The organism is Skermanella pratensis (genome assembly GCF_008843145.1).
Classification (GTDB): Bacteria; Pseudomonadota; Alphaproteobacteria; order Azospirillales; family Azospirillaceae; genus Skermanella; species Skermanella pratensis.
In genome coordinates, this window is sequence record NZ_CP030265.1 from 1,707,451 (window position 1) to 1,724,619 (window position 17,169).

Below are 17,169 nucleotides of genomic sequence, written 5' to 3' on the forward strand. Positions count from 1 at the left end.
TGGCCGGTTTGCGCTTCGGCTGGCGGTGTTCAGGCGGACGCGACCGATGCCTCCCAATACACCTCATCCGAGGCTTGGACCCGGGCATCGAGGCCGTACCCCTATGCCTCCTTCAAGCCGCTGAAGTGGACGCCGAGCAGTTTCGCGGCGGTGTCGAGCACGGCGGGGTCGACCGGCGGCGGCGCTATGTTGACGTCCTTGCGCAGCGCCTGGGTGATGATCTCCAGGGAGGCGACGCGGGCGTGCCATTTGCTGTTTGCCGCGATGGCGTGCCAGGGGGCGGCCACCGTCGAGGTCTTGTCGAACATGTCCTCGGCCGCGCCGATATAGTCGTCCCACCGCGCGCGGTTGCGCAGGTCCTCCTCGGTCAGCTTCCAGCGCTTGTAGGGATTGGTCAGGCGTTCCCGGAAGCGGTCGAGCTGTTCCTCCTGCGTGATGTGGAAGAACAGTTTCACGATCCGCACGCCGTCGTCCACCAGCAGGCGTTCGAACTCGTTGATCTCGTCGTAGGCGCGTTTCCATTCCTTCGGCTTGGCGAACTCCTGCACCCGCTCGACCAGCACCCTGCCGTACCAGGAGCGGTCGAAGATCGCGAAGGTGCCGGGCCCCGGCAGGCGCTGCCAGAAGCGCCACAGGTAATGCTGGCCGATCTCGTCCAGTTTGGGAGCGCCGATCGGCCAGACGTGGAATCCCCGCGGGTCGAGCGGCTCGGTGATCCTGCGGATGGCGCCGCCCTTGCCGGCGGCGTCCCAGCCCTCGAACACCACCACGGCCCGCCGCTTCTCGTGCCAGTAGGTCTGCTGGACGTGGAGCAGGTCGGTCTGCAGGATGTCGAGCCGCTTCTCGTAGGCCGACTTGTCGGCGAAGCGGTCGCCGTCCTGGACCAGCTTGTCCAGGCGGATCTTCGACTTGTCGGGCTTGATCTCGGTACGGCTCATCGTGGTCGTCTCTTCTGCGGCGTGAAGGGGGGTGGAGGAGCTTCTGCGGAACTCAACGCGTGGAACCTAAGTTCGGTCGCATCGGTTTAATCCGCAACCGGCGGGCAGGGGGCAGGCGGCCGGAGCGTGGAACCACGCCGGGCCGGCATCGACCGCCCGAAGCTACCCGCGAAAGTTCAACGTTGCGAGGATGGGCTAGTGACTCTCGGACCACGCATCTACAATCTCTTCCCGCTGCTGGTCGGCTCAGTCCATGATTGGTCCGGGCAGCTGGCACGCATCGCCGGAATGCAGTTCGACTGGGTCTTCCTCAATCCGATCCATTACCCGGGGTTCTCGGGCAGCCTGTACGCCGTCAAGGACCCGTACCGGCTGCACGACCGGTTCCAGGGCGGCGCTTCGGAACACCCCGACGACCTGATCCGGGGCTTCTGCCGGAATGCCGGCGAGAAGGGCCTGCGGGTGATGCTGGACCTGGTGGTCAACCACACCGCCAAGGATGCCGTCCTGGCCGAGCGGCATCCCGAATGGTACCGCCGCGAGGCCGACGGCAGCCTCTACAGCCCTCGCGCGGTCGATCCGGTCGATCCCGCCAACGTCACGATCTGGGGCGACCTGGCCGAACTGGACTACGGGAACGAACAGGCCCGCGCCGCGCTGGTCGAGTACTGGGCCAACTATGTCCGTCATTATGTCGGCCTGGGCGTCAAGGGCTTCCGCTGCGATGCCGCGTACCAGGTTCCCGCGCCGGTCTGGCGGGAGCTGATCGACGCCGCGCACGAGGTGGACGGCGAGGTCGAATTCTACGCGGAGACCCTCGGCTGCACGATCGAGCAGGTCGATGCGCTGGGCGACGCCGGGTTCGACTATCTGTTCAACAGCTCCAAATGGTGGGACTTCCAGGCGCCCTGGCTGCTCGACCAGTACAACCAGTTCCGCCACATCGCCCCGTCGGTGGCGTTTCCCGAGAGCCACGACACCGACCGGCTGGCCGCCGACGTGGGCAGCCAGGACCGGGAGCGGCTGGCCGCCCACCTGAAGATGCGGTACCTGTTCTCGGCCTGCTTCTCGTCGGGCGTGATGATGCCGATCGGTTACGAATACGGCTTCACGCGCAAGATGGACGTGGTCACGACCACGCCGGAGGACTGGGAGGAGCCGAAGGTCGACATCAGCCAGTTCGTCGCCGACGTGAACGCCATGCGGGCGGCGACGCCGGCCTTCAACGTGGAAGGCCCGCAGTTCCGCATCACGGCCCCACACAGCCCGCTGGTCGGCCTGTGCCGCAAGGGTGCGGGAGACGTCGAGGACTGCGCCGTCATCCTGATCAATCCCGACGAGAACCGGTCCCACACCATCGATCCCGGCCCGCTGCTGGCCGCGACCGGCGGACAGTTCGACGGCTTCCGGGACGTGACGCCGCAATGCTCGCCCCAGCTCTTCCGGCCCGGCGAGCCGATCGTGCTGGCTCCCCTGGAGATGAGGGTGTTCCGCGGCAATCCCGAAGCCCGCGCCAAGGTCTCGACCGGCGTGGACAGCGCCGAGCGCAAGGAGGCCTCGGGGCGGCTGCTGGAGAGCCTGGCCGCCGACCGCATCGCGATCGAGGGGGTCTATCCCGAACTGGACGGCGGCCGCTTCGCGATCAAGCGCGAGGTCGGCGACGTATTGGAGGTCTGGGCCGACGTCTTCACCGACGGGCATGAGAAGATCAACGCCTGCCTGAAGTACCGCGTCCAGGGCGACGACGCCTGGCACGAGGAGCCGCTTGTCTTCTTCGACAACGACCGCTGGACCGGCCGGATTCCGCTGACCCAGAACGGCCGCTACTGGTACACGGTCGAGGCGTGGCGCGACCTGTTCGAGACCTGGAGGGGCGACTTCATCAAGAAGCGCGACGCCGGGCAGGTGATTTCGCTGGAGCTGATCGAGGGGCGGGAACTGGTCGAGCGGGCCGCCGCCAAGGCCGTCGGCCCCGACCGCGAAGTGATGGAGACCACGCTGAACCGGCTGGCCCGCGGCGGGGAGGGCGGCGGACGGGCGGACGACGAGCTGACCACGCGGCTGCTGCTGTCGGACGACCTGCACATCGCCATGCGCCGGTCAGGCGAGCGCACGAACCGGTCGCGCTACAAGAGCGAGCTGGAATGCTTCGTCGACCGCACCGCGGCCCGCTACGCCGCCTGGTACGAGCTGTTCCCGCGCTCCATGAGCGACGATCCCAACCGGCACGGCACCTTCGACGACGTCATCGCCAAGCTGCCTTATGTGCGCGACATGGGTTTCGACGTGCTGTACTTCCCGCCGATCCACCCGATCGGGCGCACTTTCCGCAAGGGCAAGAACAACACGCTCGACGCCGGTGAGGAGGATGTCGGAAGCCCCTACGCGATCGGCTCCGAGGAGGGTGGCCACGACGCGCTCCACTCCGAACTGGGAAGCTTCGAGGATTTCGAGCGGCTGGTGAAGGCGGCCCATGCCCACGGGCTGGAGATCGCCATCGACTTCGCGATCCAGTGCTCGCCCGACCATCCCTGGATCAAGCAGCATCCGGACTGGTTCGACTGGCGCCCCGACGGCACCATCAAGTATGCCGAGAACCCGCCCAAGAAGTACCAGGACATCGTCAACGTCCACTTCTACCGCGGCGCCATGCCCGACATCTGGTACGCGCTCCGCGACGTCGTGCTGTTCTGGGCGGACAGGGGCGTCAGGATCTTCCGGGTGGACAATCCCCACACCAAGCCGCTGCCGTTCTGGGAATGGATGATCCGCGATGTCCAGGACCGCTATCCCGACGCGCTGTTCCTGGCCGAGGCCTTCACCAAGCCCAAGATGATGAAGCGCCTGGCCAAGGTCGGCTTCACCCAGAGCTATTCGTACTTCACCTGGCGCAACCACAAGCAGGAGATCACGGACTATCTGGTCGAGCTGACCTCCCTCGAGCCCAAGGAGTACATGCGGGCGAACTTCTTCGCCAACACGCCGGACATCAACCCGCCGATCCTGCAGACCGGCGGCCCGGCGGCTTTCAAGATGCGCGCCGTGCTGGCGTCGACCCTGTCCAGCGTCTACGGCTTGTACAGCGGCTACGAACTGTGCGAGGGTGCGCCGATCCCCGGCAAGGAAGAGTATCTGAACTCCGAGAAGTACGAGATCAAGGCGTGGGATTGGGACCGGCCGGGCAACATCCGGGACTATATCACCCGGATCAACAAGATCCGGCGGGAGAACCCGGCGATGCACGAGTACGACAACCTGCGCTTCTACAACGCCTTCGACGACAATATACTGTATTACGGCAAAATGACGCCGAACAAGGACAACTTCATCCTGGTCGCCGCCAACCTGGACACGCGCAACGCCCACGGAACGACCATCGAGGTCCCGCTGTGGGAGCTGGGCCTGCCGGACAGCGCCCATGTCGAGGTCGAGGACCTGTTCACCGGCGGGCGGTTCTTCTGGTACGGCAAGTTCCAGCAGATCCACCTGGACCCGCACCAGAATCCCTGCGGGATCTGGCGGATCATTCCCCCGGGGCTCGGCCTGCGGACATAGGTCCCGGGGTCCCGGGGTCCCGGGGTCCTGGTCGCCGTCCGGAACCGGCTGCGGCAATTTGCCTACCGCCATGGCCTTCAATCCGAACATTAAATGTAATTTTCTTAATTCCTGATGCTCAGGATCTTGCCGGACGCGACTGTTCCGCGTCCGGTGGGGTTTTAGGGGATCAGTGATGTCCGTTCGGTTTGGATTGCCGCAAGTCAGGCTTAAGGGCCGCCTCCTGGCCCTGGTTCTCCTTGCGTCCGCCGGCATGATCGTCATCGGCGTCATCGCGCTGGTCAACCTCCGGTCCGAAATGCTGCATGACCGCGTGCTGAAGGCGCGCGACCTCGTGGATGCCGCCGCCAACATCGCGGTCACCCATGCCGGGCTGGCCGCCACGGGCGCGATGCCGCAGGACGCAGCCAAGCGGGCGGCGGTCGAAGCGATCGCCATGCTGCGCTACGAGAACACTAACTACTTCTGGATCAACGATCTCGACGGCATCCTGATCGGTCATCCGACCCTGCCGGAGCGGATCGGGCGAAGCGTGCTCGACATCAGGGACGCCGACGGCATGGCGATGTTCGAGGCGTTCAACCGCATCGCGCGGGAACAGGGCAGCGGCTTCGTGCGGTACCGCTGGACGAAACCCGGCGAAACGGACCCGTCGCCGAAGATTTCATACGTGAAACGGATCGCCGGATGGGACTGGGTCGTCGGAACCGGGATCTATGTGGACGACGTCGATCAGGTCTTCCGGCGGAAGGCGCTTTTCCTCGCCGCGATCTTCGCCGCGGTGCTGGCCGCGGTGCTGGCCGGAGCGGCGCTGGTCACCCGCTCGATCGTGCGCCCTCTCTCCGGCCTGCGGCTGGTGATGACCCGCCTGTCCGAAGGCTCCATCGACGTCGCGGTGCCGGCCACCGGGCGGTCGGACGAGATCGGCGACATGGCCCGGACCGTCGAGGTGTTCAAGGACGGGCTGATCCAGGCCCGCATGCTGTCCGAGACCCAGGAGAGCCAGCGGCTGGAGAAGGAGCGCAAGCAGCGGCAGATGGAGAATTTCATCCGGGAGTTCGAGCTGACGGTGGTCAGCGTCCTGGACGGCCTTGCCGCCGCCGACCAGGCCATGCGCGCCAACGCCCGGCGGATGTCGGCCGGAGCGCGGGAAACCCGGGCCCAGGTCGCGACCGTCTCCGCGTCGTCCGGGGAGGCGCTGGCCAGCGTCCAGACCGTGGCCGCCGCGGCGGAGGAGCTGAGCAGTTCCATCCACGAGATATCGCGGCAGGCTGTGCAGGCGTCGGCCATGGCGGTGACGGCGGTGAGGGAGACCGCGGTGACCAGCGATGCGATCCGTCTCCTGGAGGAGAAGGTCGGCGGGATCGGCGCGGTCGTGCAGCTGATCGCCGACATCGCCGGCCAGACCAACCTACTGGCGCTGAACGCGACGATCGAGGCCGCACGGGCGGGAGAGGCCGGCAAGGGCTTCGCCATCGTCGCGTCGGAAGTGAAGGCGCTGGCCACCCAGACCGCCCGGGCGACCGAAGAGATCACCCGCCGATCTCCGAGATCCAGGGCGGCACCCACGCGTCGGCGGAAGCCATCGCGGCGATCGTGCAGGTCAACCGCGACATGAGCGGGGTTGCCGCGGCGATCTCGACCGCGGTGGAGCAGCAGCACTCGGCCACGCAGGAGATCGCGCGGAACGCGGACCAGGGCGCTGCCGGGGCCGCGGGCGTGACCGAGGCGATCGGCCTCGTCGAGCAGGCGGCGACGGAGACGGCGAGCGCCACCGAGGAAATGCATCGGACCGCCGAGGCGCTCGGGGAATATGCCGAAGTGCTGAAGCGCAAGGTCGACGACTTCCTGAAGCAGGTCCGCTTCGAGGAAGCCGAGGTCGGCACCCTGGTCGAGTGGGGAACGGACCTGGAGTTCGGAATCCCCCGCATCGACGCCGAGCACAGGAAGCTGCTGGATCTCGCCAACCGGGTCTACGCCAGCGTGAAGCGCGGAGAGGATCCGCATGTCCTGTCGGGGGCTTTCGACGAACTGCGCTCCTACGCCTTCGAGCATTTCAGCGAGGAGGAGGAGTTCATGATCCGCATCGGCTATCCGGAGGTGGACGAGCATAGCCGGCAGCACCGGATGTTCATCGCCCGCCTCGACGCCCTTGCCGAGACCTACCGCAAGGGGGCTGAGATCCGGGGGATCGATGTCGTCGGCCTGCTGGGCGGATGGTGGCAGACCCACATCAAGGGGGCCGACGGGGCGGTGGCGCGCTTCGCCGCGGAGCGGCGGCCGGCCATGCGGCAGGCTGCGTGACGCCGTCCGCCTCCGTCATATCGGGCTCTCCCCGGATCATCTCTATGGTGCAGTGCGACCTGGGGGACACATTGATCCAAATGTCACCAATGCGGTATGCAACCGCTGCGATTCCCGATAGAGTGCGTCCAACACATAAGAATCGGCCTGTCCCAGGAGCGCGCGGTGGATATTCTGGAAACCATCAAGGATTATGGTAACTATTACTATGCCGTTGTTTTCGCATGGACATTTCTCGAAGGTGAAACGTTCGTCATTTTCTCGGGCGTGGCTGCGCGCGAAGGCCTCCTTGACCTGCCCACGCTGATCGGTTTCGCCTGGGCGGGCAGCTTCCTCGGCGACCAGCTCTACTTCCTGATCGGCAGGCGTTACGGGGCCAGGCTGCTGCTGCGCTTCCCCCGGTGGAAACCGGGCGTCGACCATGCGCTGAGCCTGCTCAAACGGTACAGCACCGGTTTCATCCTCAGCTTCCGCTTCATCTACGGCGTGCGCAACTTCAGCTCCTTCGCCATGGGCATGAGCGGGCTGCCGTGGTCGCGTTTCGCATTCCTCAACTTCATCGCCGCCGGTGTCTGGGCCGTGTGCTTCGCCGGGGCCGGCTATCTGGCCGGCATGGCGCTCCAGCACGTGCTGGGCGACCTGGCGACCGGCTTCGGCCTGCTGATGCTGGCCGCGTTCCTGATCGCGATCCTGGTGCTGTTCAAGATGTCGCGGAAACGGCCCGCTCCGCCGGAGCCGACGGTATCGGGCCGGAACGTGCCGGCCCAGGCGGAGTGAGGGCCTTCGGCCGGCGATCCGTCAGTCGTCGACCCGGATCATGGCGTTGAAGGCGATGGAGATCCGCTCCGCCGGGCCGTGGTAGGGGTGGACGTAGTGGTTCAGCCAGCCCGGGAAGAGCAGCATCAACCCGTTCTCGGGCTTGATCGTCAGGCTGGGCAGCATCGAGAACTTGGGGTGATGGAACGCGGTCGGGAAGCTGCGGGGATCGACGAACTCGATGCAGCCGTTCTCCGGCCAGTCGCCCTCCATCTGGTCGACGTCGATGTAGTAGACGCCGCTCCAGTGCGATTTCGAGTGGTTGTGCAGCTTCGTGTAGCCGCCGTCCGGGATGATGTTGCCCCACATCTCGCCGTTCACGAAGCACTTGGCCGGGTCGAGCGGCTGGCCGAAATAGGTCTGGGTGACGGCGATCACGGCCTTGGCCACCTGGCCCTTCAACCGGTTCAGCGCGGGATGGTCCTGCTCGAAAAGGTCCTTCCGGCCCTGCCAGCCCCGGACGGCTGACATGTGCTTGTCGGGCGTGGCATCGCGCTCCTTCCGAAGGTACGCCGCCAGGTCGGCGTTCATCGCGGCATGGTCGCGGATGCGCGCCTTGAACAGCGGCGTTCCGAAACAATACATCACCGCTTCGTTCAGCTTGATAGACTGCATGCGGATACCTTTCGCCTTTCGTTGCGGAGGCCCGTCGCGGACCCCCGATACGGGACGCGATACGGAACGAAGGCCGGGCCGCTTCCCGCCTCCGCCTGCCGGTTACGTCGTTAACACCTGATAACATGGTTAACACAGCGGGAGCCTGGACAGAATTGCCTGTCGCGGCGACGATCGACATGTCTCCGTTGCGCGGACCGTGCCACGGCCCTATGGTGCTGCCCTGATCTTCAGGTTTTTGGCGCAGGCATGTCCGAGCTCAAGCATATCCGTAACTTCGCCATCATCGCCCATATCGATCACGGCAAGTCCACCCTGGCAGACCGCATGATCCAGATGTGCGGCGGCCTGGACTCGCGGGAGATGCGCGAGCAGGTGCTGGACAGCATGGACATCGAGCGGGAGCGCGGGATCACCATCAAGGCGCAGACCGTGCGCCTGCTCTATACCGCCAAGGACGGCGAGCAGTACCAGCTGAACCTGATGGACACCCCCGGCCACGTCGACTTCGCCTACGAGGTCAGCCGGTCGCTGGCGGCCTGCGAGGGGTCGATCCTGGTGGTGGACGCCAGCCAGGGGGTCGAGGCGCAGACGCTCGCCAACGTCTATCAGGCGATCGACAACAATCACGAGATCATCCCCGTCCTCAACAAGATCGACCTTCCCGCCGCCGAGCCGGAACGGGTGAAGGAGCAGATCGAGGACGTGATCGGGCTGGACGCGTCCGACGCCGTGATGATCTCCGCCAAGACCGGCCTGGGAATCCCGGACGTGCTGGAAGCGATCGTCCAGCGGCTGCCGCCGCCGAAGGGTAAGCCCGACGGCCCGGTCAAGGCGCTGCTGGTCGACAGCTGGTACGACCCCTACCTGGGCGTCGTCATCCTGGTGCGCGTGGTGGACGGCCAGCTCAAGGTCGGCATGAAGATGCGCATGATGGCGAGCGGCGCCGCGCGCGAGATCGACCGCGTCGGCGTCTTCACGCCCAAGGCGCTGCTGACCGGGGTGCTGAATCCCGGCGAGATGGGATTCATCACCGCCGGCATGAAGGACATCACCGAGACCAAGGTCGGCGACACCATCACCGACGACCGGCGGCCCGCGACCGAGATGCTGGCCGGCTTCAAGCCGTCCGTGCCGGTGGTGTTCTGCGGGTTGTTCCCGACCGATGCCGCCCAGTTCGAGCACCTGCGCGACAGCCTGGGCAAGCTGGCGCTGAACGACGCCAGCTTCCATTTCGAGGCGGAGACGTCGGCGGCGCTGGGCTTCGGCTTCCGCTGCGGCTTCCTGGGCCTGCTGCACCTGGAGATCATCCAGGAGCGGCTGGAGCGCGAGTTCGACCTGGACCTGATCACCACGGCGCCATCGGTGGTCTACAAGATCCACATGAACGACGGCAGCGTCATCGAACTGCACAATCCGGCCGACATGCCCGACCCGGTGCGGATCACCAAGATCGAGGAACCCTGGATCAAGGCGACCATCATGCTGCCGGACGAGTATCTGGGCAGCGTGCTCCAGCTCTGCACCGACCGGCGCGGCGAGCAGGTCGAGCTGACCTATGCCGGCAGCCGCGCCATGATGGTCTACCGCCTTCCGCTGAACGAGGTCGTGTTCGACTTCTACGACCGGTTGAAGAGCATCAGCCGGGGCTATGCCAGCTTCGATTACCAGTGGGACGAATACCGCGAGGGCGACCTGGTCAAGCTGTCGATCATGGTCAACGCCGAGCCGGTGGATGCCCTCAGCACCATCGTCCACCGGGCGGCGGCCGAGAAGCGCGGGCGCGCGCTATGCGAGCGGCTGAAGGAGCTGATCCCCCGGCAAATGTTCAAGATCGCGGTCCAGGCCGCCATCGGCAGCCGGGTCATCGCGCGCGAGACCATCAGCGCGATGCGCAAGGACGTTCTCGCCAAGTGCTACGGCGGCGACATCAGCCGCAAGCGCAAGCTGCTCGACAAGCAGAAGGAAGGCAAGAAGCGGATGCGCCAGTTCGGCCAAGTGGAAATCCCGCAGAGCGCCTTCATCGCCGCCCTCAAGATGAACGACAGCTGAATGACCGCCCCCGGCTCGCCGGGGGCGTTTTTCATTCAGGGCAGAAGCAGGATCGCTCCCGTGGTGGCGCGGGACTCCGCCGCCCTGTGCGCCTCCGCCGCCTCGGCGAGGGCGAAGCGGCGGCCGATCTCCACCTTGACCATCCCGGCGGCGATGGCTTCGAACAGGTCGGCCGCGTTGGCCCGAAAGGTTGCCGGGTCGGCATTGTGCGGGAAGACCGATGGCCGGGTCAGGAACAGGTTTCCCTTCTTGTTCAGAAGCTCCGGGTCGATCGCGGGGGCGGGGCCGGAGGCGGCGCCATAGACCACGACAAGCCCGAACGGAGCGGCGCAGTCGAGCGACTTGAGGAAAGTGTCGCGGCCGACCGAGTCATAGACGACGCGGGCCTTGCGACCTCCGGTCTCCTTCAGCAGCCTCTCCGGCCAGTCCGGGTCCGTGTAGTCGACCGCCACGTCGCAGCCGGCGGCCCGGGCGATCGCGCATTTCTCCGGCGAGCCTGCCGTGCCGACGACATGGGCGCCCAGCGCCTTGGCCCAGCGGGACAGGATCTGCCCGACGCCGCCGGCTGCGGCGTGGACCAGCACCAGGTCGCCGGCCTGCACGGCGTGGGTCTTCTTCAGCAGATACTGGGCGGTCAAGCCCTTGAACAGCAGGGACGCCGCCTGCTCGTCGGTGACTTCCGCCGGGATCTTCACCAGTTTCGCGGCCGGAACGTTCCGGATGTCGGCATAGGCGCCCAGCCCGGCATTCATGTAGGCGACGCGGTCGCCCACGGCGATGTCCCGGACCTCCGGCCCGACCGCTTCGACCACGCCGGCGCCCTCGTGACCCAGGCCGGTCGGCAGCGGGAGCGGATAGACGCCCTTGCGCTGGTAGACATCGATGTAGTTGAAGCCGACGGCGTTCTGCCGGACCTGCGCCTCGCCGGATCCCGGCGGAGGCAGGTCAGCCATTTCGAGGCGCATCACGTCGGGCGGTCCGAACTCCGCGATGCGGATCATGCGGGCGGTGGTCATCGGGTGCTCCGTGGTTCCAAGGGGTGCTTGCCCGTCAGGCGCAGGGGCGCCAGGGCCTCTGGCAGGCGATGCGGGCGTGCCGCGCGTCGTGGTGGCGCGGGTTTATCAGGATGTTGTGGCTTTCCGGCATGAGGGCCGAGGGAACGCGGAGCAGGGCGGAGCGCGCTTCCGCCAGCCAGCGGTCTCCGAAGGCCCGGCAGGCCTCGCGGTTTTCCAGGTGCGGCGCGTCCTCGAATCCGAGATAGTTGGTGTCGATGCCCAGCAGGACGTAGTCGTCCGGCACCAAAGCGAAATCCAGGTCCAGGTTGGCGCGCAGTTCGAGCGCCGCGAGCGCCGCATCCATGGCGGCGTAGACCACCGGCGTCCGCGGCGACGTCCACCGGCCGCCGAGAAGCTCGGCACCGGCGCCGGACAGGTCGGCGAAGGGCAGGCGGGTCAGGCGCCAGACTCGCATCAGGCGGCCAAGCCGTGGGCGATGCGGCCGAGCAGATGTTCGACCAGCCGCGCCCCCTCTTCGGTATCGAGAAGATCGAGCGGCGCCTCGTCCTCCAAGGCCTTGGACGGTCGGCGCAACCAGGTCAGCGCCTTCTCCCGGGAGCGGAAGGTCTCCATCGCATCCGCGATGATCCGGGCGATCCGGATCACCCGGCCGGACTGCTCGGGCGTCAGGCACTTCTTGCGCCGCCGTTCGGCCAGAACCTTCGGCGGTGCGACGATGCGATCCACCTCGGCTTGGCTGATCACCTGCAGTTCAAGCAGGTGATCGATCACGTCCACCGGCAGACCGTCGCGAACCAGACGCGCGATGTCCAGGTCACTCGAAAGCGTGCGGCCAGTGGTCTTTTCACCCCCCACGAGGGCGATCACCTGAGCGGCGCTGATCATACCTCAACCTCTCGGCCGACAGCCACGCGGCGCGGCGGCCTGAAAGCTTAAGGTGAAAATCCGAACCCATCAAGGGGAGGCATCATGCCGACGCGGGTACGACGCGGAAGTAGGTGCGGTCGGCGGTGCCGAGCCTGGACTGAAGGTCCTTGGCGACGATATCCCCGGCGACCTGGCTGGGCAGTTCAAGGATCCTGTGGTCCATGGTGCCGTGCTCCCCGGATGTGCCGAGTATCAGGAAGACGGGTCGTGAATTTTCTTTTTGCATGGCGTTTCCTCCTTACTGAGAAGCCAGCTTAATGCATGTTCGTGACGTTTTGCATTTTACCGATCGGTTTAATGCCGTGCGGCATTCTGCCGCTAAAGAGATTACGAATTAGTTTTACTATGCGCAGCGTTCCGCCAGCAGGTCGTTCCAGTCATACCGGACCATGTTCGCCCGCACTTCCGCCGGCGGGCCGATGCGGGGACCGCCCAGATAGGTCACTCCGGCCGAGGCGGCGGCTCGGGCCTGCTCGATCGTGCGGATGCCGACGAGGGCCACGCGCGTGCCCGTATGTTCCAGAATGCGGCCGGGGCGGGGGATGGGGCGGGGCGTTCCTCCTCCGCCAGAAGACCGTAAAGGCCGGTCGTTGTCCTGCCGATGAGTTCGCTCGCGGCCATGTCCCGGCCTCCCGGATCTGCGTGGCCATCCGACGGAATGCCCCTAAGTCTCACCGGCGGCATCACGACGCGGAATTTCAGTATGCTTGCGTATGGTGCCGGAGCGCTTGCGGTCGGCAGTGCTTGCGGTCAGTCCTCCGTCCGTCCCTCCTGCCGCAGCTGGTCGCGCAGCGCCGGGCGGTAGTCGGGGTATTTCAGGGTGACGCCCAGCTCGTCCTTGATCCGGTCGTTGCGCACCTTCTTGTTGTCCGCATAGAAGCTGGCCGCCATCGGGGACAGCTCGGCCCGGTCGAACGGCACCAGCGGCGGCGGCTCCACCCCCAGCAGCTCGCAGGCGAAGGCGGTGACCTCGTGGCCGGGGGCCGGATTGTCGTCGCACAGGTTGTAGGCGGCACCGGGGTTGGGCCGGTCGATCGAGGCGCGCAGCGTCCGCGCGATGTCGTCCACATGGATCCGGCTGAAGACCTGTCCCGGCTTGTCGATGCGGCGCGCCGTCCCGTTGCGAACGCTGTCGATCACGCTCCGGCCGGGACCGTAGATGCCGGCCAGGCGGAACAGGTGGACCGGCACTTCGTGATCGCGCCGCAGCCGGAGCCAAGCCTGCTCGGCGGCGGCCCGCTGCTTCTGGCGGCGGCCGGTCGGCTGGAGCGGCGTGGACTCGTCCACCCAGGCGCCGTCATGGTCGCCGTAGACGCCTGTCGTGGACAGATAGCCGACCCAGCGCAGTCCCGGCATCAGCGCCGCGATATCGGCAGCGTGGTGGTCGAGCACCGGGTCGCCGTCGGCATCGGGCGGCACGGCGGTCAGGAGATGGGTCGTTCCGGCGAGGGCCGCGGCGGCATCGTCCAGCGGCCGGCCGCGGTCGAACAGGTGCGTCTCGATGCCGCGCGCCGAATGGGCTGCCGCCTTGTCCGGGCTGCGCGTCGTGCCGGCGATGCGCCAGCCTTCGGGCCCATGCTCGCGCCGTGTGAGGTCGATGAAGGCCAGCGGGCTGAAACCCAGACCGAAGCAGAAGAGTCGGGGCGTTTGCGGTTGCTGCATGATGGTTGGCCTTGCGCTCGGAAACTCCAGGCCCGAACTTAAGGGCCACCATGACCAGATACAATGATCCCCCGAACCGCTCCGCCATCCGCCGTCTTCCGGTGCTGGCCGTGCTCGCGATCCTGGCGGCGGTGCCCGCCGCAGCCGCCGATCGCGAGGCTGTCGAGCACGCCCGCGAGGCGACCGCCTGCATGCAGCTGGCCGAGAAGAGGCCGGATGCGGCTTTCGACAGCGCCCTGACCTGGGAGGACCGCGGCGGCGGCGACATGGCCCGCCTGTGCCAAGCGATGGCGCTGTTCCACCAGGGGCAGTTCCAGGCCGCGGCGACGCGGCTGGAGGATCTCGTGCCGACCCTCGGCAAGGACACGCCCGAAGGAGCATCGAGCCTGCTGGCCCGCGCCGGCTGGGCTTGGCTTCGGGCGGGGGACACGGCCAAGGCGGAAAGATCCTACACCCAGGCCCTCGGCTACAGCCCGCGCGACCCCGAGTTGATGATCGACCGGGCTTTCGCCCGGGCCGAAGCCCAGCGCTACTGGGAAGCGATCGAGGACCTTAACCGGGCGATCGATCTGGCGCCGCGGCGTGCAGAGGCCTATCTCTACCGCGCCGGGGCTTATCGGGCGCTGGGCAACGACAGCAAGGCGCTCGACGATGTCGGCGTCGCCCTTCAGCTCGAACCGTCGAATCCGGAAGCGCTGCTGTTGCGCGGCAACCTGCGCGCGGTGACCGGCAACGCGGAGGGCGCCAAGTCCGACTGGAATACGGTCATGCGGATCGATCCCGACACCACCAGCGCCCGGGCCGCCGCGGACAACTTGAAACGGCTCCGCGACGGGCAGGCGGCCCCGCCGGCCGCCGGCGCGCCTCCCGCGCGTTAGGGCGCAGGGCCTATGTGGCCGGGACCTGCTCCCGGCAGCCCTCGAAGATGTCCTCCATGATCCGGCGCAGGTCGTAGCGCTGGCTCCAGCCGGGATAGTCGCGCCGGAAGACGCGGATATCGCTGATCCACCAGATATGGTCGCCGACCCGGTTGTCGTCGCGGTAGGTGATGTCCATCGGCCGCCCGGTCAGTTCCTCGCAGATCCCGATGGCTTCCAGCATGGAGCAGTTGGAGTGGCGGCCGCCGCCCATGTTGTAGACGGCGCCGGGGCGCGGCGCCTCGAACACGTGCCAGAACGCCGAGACCAGGTCGTGCGAGTGGATGTTGTCGCGCACCTGCTTGCCCTTGTAGCCGAACACGGTATAGGGCCTGCCGACGACCGCGCACTTCATCAGGTACGACAGGAAACCGTGGAGTTCCGCCCCGGAATGGCCGGGTCCGGTCAGGCAGCCGCCGCGGAAGACGGCGGTGCGCATCCCGAAATAGCGGCCGTATTCCTGCACCAGCACGTCGGCCGCGACCTTGGAGGCGCCGAACAGGCTGTGCAGGGTATGGTCGATGCTCATGGCTTCCGGAATGCCGTGTTCGGCCCAGGGATGGTCTTGCGACAGTTCCCAGCGGGTCTCCAACTCGACCAGCGGCAGCGCGTTGGGCGTGTCGCCATAGACCTTGTTGGTGCTGGTGAAGATGAAGACGGCGTCCCCGCAGAATTTCCGGGTTGCCTCAAGCAGGTTCAGCGTGCCGTTGGCGTTGGTGGTGAAATCGGTTACCGGTTCGCGGGCCGCCCAGTCGTGGGAAGGCTGCGCCGCGGTGTGGACCACCGCCGCGATGTCCGCGCCGTATCGCTCGAAGATCGCCTCGATCGCCGCGGCGTCCCGGATATCGACGGCGTGGTGGCGGTATGCAGGGATATCGCGGGCCAGCCGTTCCAGGCTCCACCGCGTGCTCGCACCGTCGCCGAAGAAATAGCGCCGCATGTCGTTGTCGATGCCGACGACGTCCAGTCCCTTGGCGTGGAAGTAGCGGGTCGCTTCCGCGCCGATCAGGCCGGCCGACCCGGTCACGATGACGATCGCCATGGCCACGTTTCCTTCTGAGGAGTTATGCCGAAAGTAAAGGGACCGAAAGTAAGGGCCGGTCGGTTAAGCGCCGGTTAGCGTCCGCTCGGCGTCGCGGCGGCGCCGATCCTCCCGGACGCCGTCCAGCAGGCAGACCAGCCTGTCGCCCATCGCGCCGAGATGGTAGCCGTCGAGTACGGTCGCGTAGGCTCGCTCCGTCATGGCGCGGCGCAGGTCGCCGTCCAGGATCAGGGTCCCCATCCGCCGCATGTAGCCGGGAAGGTCCGATGCGAGCATCCCGCTCTCCCCGTCGCGGAGGATATGCGCCGCCTCGCCGACCGGGGTGCCGAGCACGGCCACCTTCATGGCCATGTACTCGAACATCTTGGTCGGGCTCTTGCAGTGGTTGAACGGGTTGTCGGCCAGGGGCAGCAGGCCGATGTCGCACCGGGCCAGCAGGGCGGGCGCCTCCGTCGGCGCGATGCGTTCCCGGAAGACCAGGTTCGGCAGGTCGCCCAGCCGGGCGGCCAGGGTCGCCTTGAACTCCGGCCAGAAATCGCCGAAGCCGACGATGGTCAGCCGGGCAAGGTCGCGGATCGACGGCGGCAGCGCGGCGAAGGCGTCGATCGCCATGGTCACGTCGGCGACGATCTGCGGCCCCCAGATGTCGCCCAGCCAGATCAGCTCGACGGGATCGCCCGGCCCGCGCCCGGCCGCGTCGCGCAGGCCGGCGTCGAACATGGACAGGTCCGTTCCGGTCGGGACCAGTTCGCACCGCTCGTTGAACTGGCTGATGATCTCGACCAGTTGGCGGCTGGCGCAGACGCACAGGTCGGAGCTCCTGGCCATTTCCGCGGTTGCCGGGACCGGCCCGATGCTGGGCATGAACCGGGTCATTCCCGGCATGAACGGCGACCGGAAGTCGAAATCGTCGTAGTCCAGGACGACCGGATTGCCGTTCATGCCGGCGGCGAGCGCCACCGAGAGGCTGTGGTACGAAACCTTCTGCATGTAGAGGATGGCCGTCGGGTTGAGCTTGAGGATGTCGGCCCCGAGGGCGGCCAGCCGCAGCTTCTCCTGCTCGTCCATGCGGTAGGCGCCGGACCCCTGGCCGGACGCGCCGAGGTGGTCGAAGAAGGACAGGACTTCGGCGTTCAGGCCGCGTTCCCGGCACGCCTTGGCGAATGTGTAGGCGCGGATCCGGCTCGGCGCCAAGGTATAGCCGTCGGCCGCGACGAAGATGACGTCGGCTCGGCGGAATGCCTTGATCTGGGCTTGGGAGAAGCTGACTTCCTGCACGTCGGGCCATCCGCGGTCGATCTATGATGATCGACCTAGATTTCGGC

16 protein-coding genes are annotated in these 17,169 nt (G+C 66.8%); 6 read left to right on the plus strand and 10 right to left on the minus strand.

Annotation, left to right across the window (positions count from 1 at the left end; genetic code table 11):
* Window positions 1-101: 101 nt before the first annotated feature.
* Complete coding sequence (locus tag DPR14_RS07740; RefSeq protein ID WP_158044630.1) at window positions 102-938, minus strand: polyphosphate kinase 2 family protein; 837 nt, start codon at window positions 936-938, stop codon at window positions 102-104.
* Between the two features lie 198 nt (window positions 939-1,136).
* Here DPR14_RS07740 and DPR14_RS07745 point away from each other — a divergent pair, with 198 nt between their 5' ends.
* From DPR14_RS07745 to DPR14_RS07760, 4 genes are all read left to right on the plus strand, one after another.
* The gene (locus DPR14_RS07745; protein ID WP_246148984.1) at window positions 1,137-4,493 is read left to right on the plus strand and encodes a maltotransferase domain-containing protein; all 3,357 of its coding nucleotides are present in this window, start codon (window positions 1,137-1,139) and stop codon (window positions 4,491-4,493) included.
* A 175-nt stretch (window positions 4,494-4,668) separates the two neighbouring features.
* Window positions 4,669-6,111 (plus strand): cache domain-containing protein, encoded by a 1,443-nt coding sequence (locus tag DPR14_RS07750; RefSeq protein ID WP_158044632.1) that lies wholly within the window; start codon window positions 4,669-4,671, stop codon window positions 6,109-6,111.
* Window positions 6,108-6,797 (plus strand): bacteriohemerythrin, encoded by a 690-nt coding sequence (locus tag DPR14_RS07755; RefSeq protein WP_158044633.1) that lies wholly within the window; start codon window positions 6,108-6,110, stop codon window positions 6,795-6,797. The genes DPR14_RS07750 and DPR14_RS07755 overlap by 4 nt, the downstream gene beginning before the upstream one ends.
* 165 nt (window positions 6,798-6,962) lie before the next feature.
* Window positions 6,963-7,574 carry a DedA family protein gene (locus tag DPR14_RS07760; protein ID WP_192499346.1) on the plus strand — a complete coding sequence of 204 codons (612 nt, stop codon included), beginning with the start codon at window positions 6,963-6,965 and terminating at the stop codon, window positions 7,572-7,574.
* Window positions 7,575-7,595: 21 nt separating this feature from the next.
* On the opposite strand, the gene DPR14_RS07765 is transcribed toward DPR14_RS07760, so the two are convergent.
* Window positions 7,596-8,228, minus strand: coding sequence for a TIGR02466 family protein (locus DPR14_RS07765; protein WP_158044635.1), 633 nt, complete (start codon window positions 8,226-8,228; stop codon window positions 7,596-7,598).
* A 249-nt stretch (window positions 8,229-8,477) separates the two neighbouring features.
* Between DPR14_RS07765 and lepA the strand changes: the two genes are divergently transcribed.
* Window positions 8,478-10,280 carry a translation elongation factor 4 gene (gene lepA, locus DPR14_RS07770; RefSeq protein ID WP_158044636.1) on the plus strand — a complete coding sequence of 601 codons (1,803 nt, stop codon included), beginning with the start codon at window positions 8,478-8,480 and terminating at the stop codon, window positions 10,278-10,280.
* 35 nt (window positions 10,281-10,315) lie between these two features.
* Here lepA and DPR14_RS07775 read toward each other — a convergent pair whose 3' ends face one another.
* The 6 genes from DPR14_RS07775 to DPR14_RS07790 all read right to left on the minus strand — a co-directional run bounded on the left by DPR14_RS07775 (window position 10,316) and on the right by DPR14_RS07790 (window position 13,885).
* A complete protein-coding gene (locus DPR14_RS07775) occupies window positions 10,316-11,296 on the minus strand; it encodes a quinone oxidoreductase family protein (protein WP_158044637.1) in 981 nt (326 codons plus the stop codon).
* Between the two features lie 34 nt (window positions 11,297-11,330).
* On the minus strand, window positions 11,331-11,750 hold the full coding sequence (locus tag DPR14_RS07780) for an RES family NAD+ phosphorylase (protein WP_158044638.1): 420 nt from the start codon (window positions 11,748-11,750) through the stop codon (window positions 11,331-11,333).
* Window positions 11,750-12,181 carry a type II RES/Xre toxin-antitoxin system antitoxin gene (parS, locus tag DPR14_RS07785; protein ID WP_158044639.1) on the minus strand — a complete coding sequence of 144 codons (432 nt, stop codon included), beginning with the start codon at window positions 12,179-12,181 and terminating at the stop codon, window positions 11,750-11,752. The genes DPR14_RS07780 and parS overlap by 1 nt, the downstream gene beginning before the upstream one ends.
* A gap of 82 nt (window positions 12,182-12,263) precedes the next feature.
* Window positions 12,264-12,386, minus strand: coding sequence for a hypothetical protein (locus DPR14_RS28670; protein WP_281352698.1), 123 nt, complete (start codon window positions 12,384-12,386; stop codon window positions 12,264-12,266).
* A gap of 180 nt (window positions 12,387-12,566) precedes the next feature.
* Window positions 12,567-12,725 carry a hypothetical protein gene (locus DPR14_RS27255; RefSeq protein ID WP_192499347.1) on the minus strand — a complete coding sequence of 53 codons (159 nt, stop codon included), beginning with the start codon at window positions 12,723-12,725 and terminating at the stop codon, window positions 12,567-12,569.
* A gap of 248 nt (window positions 12,726-12,973) precedes the next feature.
* The gene (locus tag DPR14_RS07790) at window positions 12,974-13,885 is read right to left on the minus strand and encodes an SDR family oxidoreductase (RefSeq protein ID WP_158044640.1); all 912 of its coding nucleotides are present in this window, start codon (window positions 13,883-13,885) and stop codon (window positions 12,974-12,976) included.
* Between the two features lie 50 nt (window positions 13,886-13,935).
* Here DPR14_RS07790 and DPR14_RS07795 point away from each other — a divergent pair, with 50 nt between their 5' ends.
* Window positions 13,936-14,763, plus strand: coding sequence for a tetratricopeptide repeat protein (locus DPR14_RS07795; RefSeq protein WP_158044641.1), 828 nt, complete (start codon window positions 13,936-13,938; stop codon window positions 14,761-14,763).
* Between the two features lie 10 nt (window positions 14,764-14,773).
* Here DPR14_RS07795 and DPR14_RS07800 read toward each other — a convergent pair whose 3' ends face one another.
* Window positions 14,774-15,844, minus strand: coding sequence for an NAD-dependent epimerase/dehydratase family protein (locus tag DPR14_RS07800; RefSeq protein ID WP_158044642.1), 1,071 nt, complete (start codon window positions 15,842-15,844; stop codon window positions 14,774-14,776).
* 63 nt (window positions 15,845-15,907) lie between these two features.
* Window positions 15,908-17,122 carry a glycosyltransferase gene (locus DPR14_RS07805; RefSeq protein WP_158044643.1) on the minus strand — a complete coding sequence of 405 codons (1,215 nt, stop codon included), beginning with the start codon at window positions 17,120-17,122 and terminating at the stop codon, window positions 15,908-15,910.
* Between the last annotated feature and the right edge of the window lie 47 nt (window positions 17,123-17,169).